Below are 7,484 nucleotides of genomic sequence, written 5' to 3' on the forward strand. Positions count from 1 at the left end.
AGCCTGCTTGCTAAGGTGTAAACAATTAATAAAAAATAACCGCTATAACGGGTAAAAATATAAGTGTTGTTAACATGCCAAATACGTTAATCGATGATTCAAATAATGCTCTTCAAAAGGTGATTGCAACTAAGCTAGCACGTGCTGTATTTGCAGGGTTTGATGCGATGTTTGCTGAGTTTTTAAATATTACACTTGGCGCACAAAGTCGGTTTGAGCAACGCCGGTACCATGATGTACAACGCGCAATGCGCGATCGGTTACAAGTTTATGAGCGCCAAGTAAAAAATGTGAGTGAAGCGGTTAAAATAATTGCTTATCAAGAACTAGACTGTCCACACACATGGCAACTAGCTAAAAATATTTATGGGGATATGGTTGAGCACCATGAGAATAAACCCATTGCGCATACATTCTTTAATTCAACATTTGGTGCTATTTGGGACGATAAAAAAATTCGTACAGTGCATTTATTTGTATTAAAAGCCAAATACCGAAGTGAACCACGCTCATTTGAAAGTTTAGTAAGTAGAATATCACTTCAAAATGGGTTTGAAACCGCAATTTCACAGCTTATTACTACGCAAATGTTTAGAGTTCCATTTTGCCAATTAAATGCCGATTTAAAGCGCTTAAAGCAAACCCTAATGCAAGTTGCTAAGCATCAATGTAAGCAGGTCTATGAACTAATAAATTTAAACGACGGGTTTATTGAATACGCAAACTCGTTATTTTTTAGAAACAAAGCCTGTTATTTGATTGGCCGTTGTATCGCTAAAAATGGCGATAACATGCCGTTTGCTATTGCCATTTTAAACACCGAAAAAGGCTTAAAAATAGATGCGGTTATGATGGGTGCCGATCAATTAAGCTTATTATTTGGCTTTGCCCGTACTTATTTTATGGTAGATACAGACCAACCCGCGCGTTATGTTGATTACCTCAGTGTGCTTATGCCGCATAAAAAGCGTTTTGAATTATTTAACGCTATTGGCTTCATTAAACACGCTAAAACCGAGTTTTACCGTTACAAGGTTGATACCACTAAAAATAGCCCCGCAAGTTTTAAATATATAAATGCACCTGGTACACCTGGCATGGTTATGCTGGTATTTACAATTGAAGGCTCAGATTACGTATATAAAGTAATAAAAGATAAATTTAGCGCACCAAAAACCGCAACTAAAGCACAAGTAAAAGAAAAATATAACTTTGTGAAACAAGCTGACCGAGTAGGGCGATTGGTAGATACCCACGAATTTAGGTATTTAGCGTTTGATTTAAGCCGCTTTAGTGAAGAACTATTAACGCAGATGAAAACACATATTGGCAGCAGTTTGGTTATATCGGGCAAGGCACTTATTTTAAAACATGTGTATGTTGAACGAAAAATGACACCTCTTAATTTATATATTAACCACTGCGATAAACATGCATTGGACCATGTAATGCTTGATTATGGAAAAGCAATTAAAGATTTAGCCGGGGCGAATATATTTCCAGGTGACATGCTGATGAAAAACTTCGGTGTTACGCGTTGGGGACGCGTTGTATTTTACGACTTTGATGAGATTTGCCCATTAACTCAGTGTAATTTTAGAGATGTACCTCAATCACAAAATGTATTAGAAGAGTTAAGTAGTCATTCTTATTTTGATATTGACGAAAACGATATATTTCCAAGCCAATTTAAGGTTTTTTTTAGCGCAAATACCCATGCGTTTGAGTACTTTAACACCCACCACAGTGATTTATTCACAACTGCTTTTTGGCAACAGTGTCAACAGCAAATACAAAACGGCTTTTTACCTGATGTGTACCCGTATAAGCAAAGCTGGCGGTTTAAACCAGAATAATTACCCCCATATTTAGAGTATGACTTAGTTAAAGCACAGGAGTGGTAATGAAATATATTTCCCATGAAGGTGGAGACCTTGCCTTTAGTGATACCCGTAAACCGCAGCTAAAAAATCATGAAGTACTTGTTAAAGTGGCTGCAATTGGTGTGAATCGTGCTGACTGTATGCAACGCCAAGGTAAATACCCAGCCCCAAAAGGTGATAGCCCAATTTTAGGGTTAGAGTGCGCAGGCACTGTTGTTGAGGTTGGTAGCAAAGTGGATAAGATATGGTTAAATAAACGCATTTTTACACTGTGTGCAGGTGGTGCTTATAGCGAATATGTTGCCGTAGATGCCAAACAGCTAATGGAGCTACCTGAAGACCTTACTATGGTTGAAGGTGCAGCCGTAAGCGAAGTGTATTTAACTGCGTTTGGTGCATTATTTGAGCTTGGCAAATTACAATACGGACAAACGGTATTAATCCATGCTGGGGCCAGTGGCGTAGGTGGTGCCGCAATTCAAATGGCAAAAAGTGCAGGGGCTACGGTTGTTATAACTGCAGGTTCAGATGAAAAATGCCAGCACGCCAAGGCACTAGGAGCCGATTATACAATTAACTACAAAACCACTGACTTTGTAGATTACATGCAAAGCCATAATTTAACCGCGAATGTAATTGTTGATCCTGTAGCAGGGCGTTATTTAAACAAAAATGCTTCAATTGCAGCCATGGACTGTCAAATAATTATGCTTGCCTTTTTAGACGGACGTTTTGCTGAGGTTGATTTCGCAGCGCTTTTGCGTAAAAGGATTTCGTTTCATGCGTCAACCCTTCGTAACCGCAGTATTGAGTTTAAACGCCAACTAAGAGATGACTTAGTAGAACGCTTTTACAACGACATAGCATCTAAAAACTATGACTTTAATGTGTACAAAACGTTGCCATGGACACAGGCTCAAGAGGCCCATGCAATATTAGAGCGCAACGAAAACGCGGGAAAAGTAGTATTGCTTGTAGAATAACGCTTTATTTTACACGTGATGACCATATAATTTAGTAATACACACGTTATTATAAAACCAAGGTTAAAAATGAATCCAATAATTGCAATTTTAAAAGAACATAATGTAAGTGATGAAAAAGTAAAAGCGTTATTCGAGGCGTTTACACAAAACCCAATGATGGCTATGGCGCTTGTACAGGAGCTTGGAATACCGCCAGAAAAGCTTCAGCAATTAATGGCTGTTGTTATGACACAACCTCACTTAATCAAAGAAGCTACCGATGAGTTAGGTTTAGACTTTGAAAAAGTAAAAGAAGCGAAAGAAAAGCTTAATCAGTAATAAGGTCTAAGTATTCGTTAAAAAGAAGCATAAGCTTACGTTTATGCTTCTTTTTTTGTTCATAAATTTTGCTGCTTATTCTTTTGGAAGAAGCACAGTGTCAATTACATGGATTACGCCATTACTTGCTTTAACATCTGGCATCATCACGTTAGCGTCGTTTACCATCACCCCCATGTTTGTTTTAATCATTACCGACTGCCCCTGGAGTGTTTTGGCACTATCTAACTTAGCCACCTCTTTTGCCATTATTTTTCCAGCGACAACATGGTAGGTTAGCACTGCCGTTAACTTCTCTTTGTTTTCTGGCTTTAACAGCATCTCAACGGTACCGTCAGGTAACTTTGAGAAAGCGGCATCAGTTGGTGCAAAAATAGTGAATGGCCCTTTGCCTTTTAGAGTATCAACTAAACCGGCTGCTTTTACGGCTGCAACAAGTGTTGTGAACGAGCCATTTTCAACCGCAACATCAACCACATCTTTCTTCATGCCATGATGATTGGCCTGCGCGGTAAATGAAAAACTCATGCTTGCGACGGTTATTAAAATTGCGGTGGTTATCTTCTTAAACATGTTAGTTTCCATTAAGTTAATATTTGATAAATTCCTAAGATGCTACGCTGCTGAAAATTTAATCGATCAAAAAGCATTTATTGGTCAAACAATTTTTGTTACATCCTTTTTTGAACTGCTAAAGCGGTGTTAGGTCATAACCTTACTCAATCAATTAAAGGGAGCAGTTATGAAAGTGCTTTATAAATTTTGGAAAAATAATCGTTCACTCATTGTATTTATTGCCTTAATGAGTGTGTTCAGAAGCGCTGTAGCCGACTGGTACGAAGTGCCTACGAGCTCGATGAAACCTACAATTGCGCAAGGAGATAGAATTTTAACAGACAAAATGGCATACGACTTACGAGTGCCTTTTACACATATTTCTTTGCTTAAATTAAACGAACCACAAACCGGGGACATTATTGTATTCGACTCACAAGCGGCAGGTAACCGATTAATTAAACGTGTGATTGGTGTACCCGGTGATACCGTTTCTTTGGTAAATAACGAATTAATTATTAATGGCAAAAAGCTTAATTACGAACATGCACAAAGTAATATCGATTCGGTTGATAAAGTAGAGATATTAAACGGTAAGAAGCACACTATTAGGGTGGCAAATGTACCATCCCAATTAGCTGACTTTAAAATGATCACCATTCCAGATGATTACTATTTGGCAATGGGGGATAACCGTGACAATAGTGCAGACTCTCGCGTAATTGGTTTAATCCCTCGTGGTGAATTACTCGGAAAAGCAAATAAGGTTATTGTTTCGCTTGATTACGATAATTACTACATACCAAGGAAAGAGCGTGTTCTGCTCTCTTTAAACTAAGTGCATTTTGATTTGTTTGAACAGAATATTAAGTATTTGATGTAATTTAAGTTTGAACCATACTTAGTGATTGTAGCTAATCAAAGACCTTTAATCAGTGGGTATGTCAGTTAAATAGTCATGAACTAACTGGGTAAGAGCTTGCTTGTCAGCGTGGCTAGTAATCACTTTTGAAAAGTCACTACTAATGGCTACACCGCAAGCCCCTGCGTCAAACCACTGAGTAATGTTATTTAAATTTATCCCGCCAACGGGCATTAAATTGGCGCTATCAAATGGGCCTTTTAATGCCTTAAAATAGTCAATTCCCATGCTACCTGCTGGAAATACCTTAATAATATCCGCATTATACTCAATCGCGTTAGCGATATCTGTTGGCGTTAAAGCCCCCATTAAAACAGGTAAATTATACTGATGGGCAACTGACACAATACGCTTATCAGTATTAGGGGTTACTATAAACTGTGCACCCGCATTAATGGCTCGTTGAGCTAGTTTAGTATTTGTGATGGTGCCTGCACCCACCAAAATATGTTGATGACGAATACGTGCATTTTTAATTTCTTGCTCAAACCCTGGTGTATTAGAGGTGATTTCAAGCACTTTTATACCAGCCTCAACTAAGCAATCGACAAGTGGTGCAACATCTGATTGCTTTTTTAATCGAATAATAGCCACTATTTTGTGCTCGATTATTTTACGACATATTGCGACAGTGTTTTGAGAAACCATTTCAAGCACTTTCTGCTTATTAAATAATGGGTTAATAATATTAGAAATGTACAATAGCCGCAATTAATGAATAATGAGAACAAAAAGTTAATGTTACTTTATTTGCGTTAAATCAATACAAGTACATCATCATATATTTGAATAAAAAAAGATATTGCCGGCAATGGATTTACTTTGAGAGTACAAGTAACATGTAAGCGACAATAAATTAACAAGTTTATATTTAAAAAGGTGTGTTTTTACAGAATTGTAAGGTGTGTTTTAGTTAATTAAGTAGTGCTATATTTGCTTATAATATCTAAAACTACCCATGCACTTTAGTACACTTCACATCATCTACATACACTTCGTCAAATATTATAAAGCAAGGAAAGACATGCGTATTTACTCTTTAATTGTAGCAATTTTTTTATTAATTGGTTGTGAAGCAACTCCTGTAAATAATGCTGCAATGATTAAAACTAAATTAAAGCTAGATGAACGAGCTACCACTCCTATTCAACTACCAGTAGCCTACTACGTCGGAAAAAAAGTACCGGATGATAAAGTTAATTTTTTTGGAAAAATGGAAGAGGCAGCTGAATTAATTACATCGGAAATGTTTGTTTCATCAGAAAATTTGACAAGTGAATCGGAATTTTCATACCTAATTCAATTAAATTCTACAAGTGATTGGGATTACGTTTGGGGCGGCTGGGAGTCTGATATTGAAATAAATATACTAGACAGAGCTGGTAATAAACTAATGAGCAAAACAATACAAAAAAAAGCAGCTGCATCAGGTGGTCTTTACGATTTTAATGCCGTTTACAACGCGTTTGCTTCAGCCTTAAAAGATGCGATGATTGAGTTTATAAATATAAATATAGATGAAATTTTATTAGCTCAGAATAACCATAAAAATGGCGTTGAGTTAGAAGATTCAAAATCTATAAAAGACTTATTTACTAATTTAGAAGCCACTAATTCGGGAAGTGGGTTTTTCATAGATAACAAAGGGACGAGTGTTACGGCAGCTCACGTAGTAAATGAATGTATCTTTGTAGAAGTTAATCACAAGGGAAATACCTATGACGCGGATATCATTGCGTCAAGTCAGCTATTAGACCTTGCTGTTGTTAAAATTGATTACGCTAACTCTAAAAGCATTGCGATTGAGCCTGAACCTTCTATTCAATTAGGAAAGCAGGTTTTTGTAACTGGGTACCCGTTATCAGGTATTCTTGCTGAATATCCGTCTTTAACGGTAGGTAATATTAGTTCACGAGGTGGTTTGAAAGGAGCTAAAGGTTACTTTCAGTTTTCTGCACCAATTCAACCGGGAAATAGCGGTGGTGCGATTTCGGATTATAAAGGAAACTTAATGGGAGTCGTATCGAGTTCTTTAAATCAAAGCATGATGCTTAAACAATCAGGAACGACATCACAAAATGTTAACTTTGGCGTGAGTACACAACTTTTAAAAAAATTTTTGTCAAAGCATAATATTGCCTTCGAAGAAAGAACATCATCATCTGATTTTGAAAGTTCATCAGCGAATGCTGTCGAATATTCAAATCAAATTTTATGTTATAAATAAAGGAATTTTATAATGAAGATATTTTCTTTATCACTAATTGTATTTATGTTTTTTATTTCTAATTTAACGTTTGCGAAACAGGATACTTTGCTGACTGAATATAAGCATACTGGTGAAGTTTATCCTCCTGTATTTTTTGTAACCAATATAACCGATAGCTCTTTCAAATCGGCTATTGAAGCTTTCAGTTCGTTTGAAGAGCTTGATGAAAAAGCAGTCGGCTTACCAATTGGCGTAAGAGTACTTAAAGGCTATAGAACTAAGCAAGATGGTACGCAATTCACTACGATGATGTTGTCAGCTTCTACGCTTGGAATTATACCTGTTGTCTCAAATAAAGAATTCAAAGTGAGATACGATATTTTTGTTCAGGGGAAATCAATTGCTCAATTTGAATATATGATGGATTCGACAGATGTAAATAATATTTGGACCTCTTCGTATAAGGATAAAAAAGCAACACCAACTGAGGAGTTATTTTTAAAGGACACGATTTCACAGTTTTTCTTTGATCTAAAGAAAGAGGAAAAATCTCAAGCTGTTTTTGCTGAGTACAAAGAATACTTCAACTAATACAAAAAAACCGCTAAAAA

General features: G+C 36.6%; 8 protein-coding genes. 6 read left to right on the top strand and 2 right to left on the bottom strand.

Translation table 11 applies throughout. The features are described from left to right. Positions 1-74: 74 nt before the first annotated feature. The 3 genes from aceK to ACFI34_RS17600 all read left to right on the top strand — a co-directional run bounded on the left by aceK (position 75) and on the right by ACFI34_RS17600 (position 3,187). Entirely contained in the window at positions 75-1,856 is a 1,782-nt protein-coding gene (gene aceK / locus ACFI34_RS17590; protein ID WP_462674418.1) for a bifunctional isocitrate dehydrogenase kinase/phosphatase, read from the top strand. 47 nt (positions 1,857-1,903) lie between these two features. Then, positions 1,904-2,866, top strand: a complete 963-nt coding sequence (locus ACFI34_RS17595; RefSeq protein WP_462674419.1) for a zinc-binding dehydrogenase — start codon at positions 1,904-1,906, stop codon at positions 2,864-2,866. Between the two features lie 69 nt (positions 2,867-2,935). Further along, positions 2,936-3,187: a DUF2999 family protein gene (locus tag ACFI34_RS17600; RefSeq protein ID WP_008131476.1), complete on the top strand. Its 252-nt coding sequence runs from the start codon at positions 2,936-2,938 to the stop codon at positions 3,185-3,187. Between the two features lie 75 nt (positions 3,188-3,262). Here the strand turns inward: ACFI34_RS17600 and ACFI34_RS17605 are convergent, their stop codons facing one another. After that, a complete protein-coding gene (locus ACFI34_RS17605) occupies positions 3,263-3,760 on the bottom strand; it encodes a fasciclin domain-containing protein (RefSeq protein WP_462674420.1) in 498 nt (165 codons plus the stop codon). A 169-nt stretch (positions 3,761-3,929) separates the two neighbouring features. Between ACFI34_RS17605 and lepB the strand changes: the two genes are divergently transcribed. After that, positions 3,930-4,580: a signal peptidase I gene (gene lepB, locus ACFI34_RS17610; protein WP_462674421.1), complete on the top strand. Its 651-nt coding sequence runs from the start codon at positions 3,930-3,932 to the stop codon at positions 4,578-4,580. Between the two features lie 90 nt (positions 4,581-4,670). On the opposite strand, the gene ACFI34_RS17615 is transcribed toward lepB, so the two are convergent. Beyond that, complete coding sequence (locus ACFI34_RS17615; protein WP_462674422.1) at positions 4,671-5,312, bottom strand: bifunctional 4-hydroxy-2-oxoglutarate aldolase/2-dehydro-3-deoxy-phosphogluconate aldolase; 642 nt, start codon at positions 5,310-5,312, stop codon at positions 4,671-4,673. Positions 5,313-5,688: 376 nt separating this feature from the next. Between ACFI34_RS17615 and ACFI34_RS17620 the strand changes: the two genes are divergently transcribed. Both ACFI34_RS17620 and ACFI34_RS17625 read left to right on the top strand, forming a co-directional pair. Beyond that, the gene (locus tag ACFI34_RS17620) at positions 5,689-6,891 is read left to right on the top strand and encodes a S1C family serine protease (protein WP_462674423.1); all 1,203 of its coding nucleotides are present in this window, start codon (positions 5,689-5,691) and stop codon (positions 6,889-6,891) included. A 12-nt stretch (positions 6,892-6,903) separates the two neighbouring features. Next, positions 6,904-7,464 carry a hypothetical protein gene (locus tag ACFI34_RS17625; RefSeq protein ID WP_462674424.1) on the top strand — a complete coding sequence of 187 codons (561 nt, stop codon included), beginning with the start codon at positions 6,904-6,906 and terminating at the stop codon, positions 7,462-7,464. Positions 7,465-7,484: the final 20 nt, after the last annotated feature.

The sequence above is a fragment of the Pseudoalteromonas sp. PSi26 genome, from assembly GCF_054960575.1.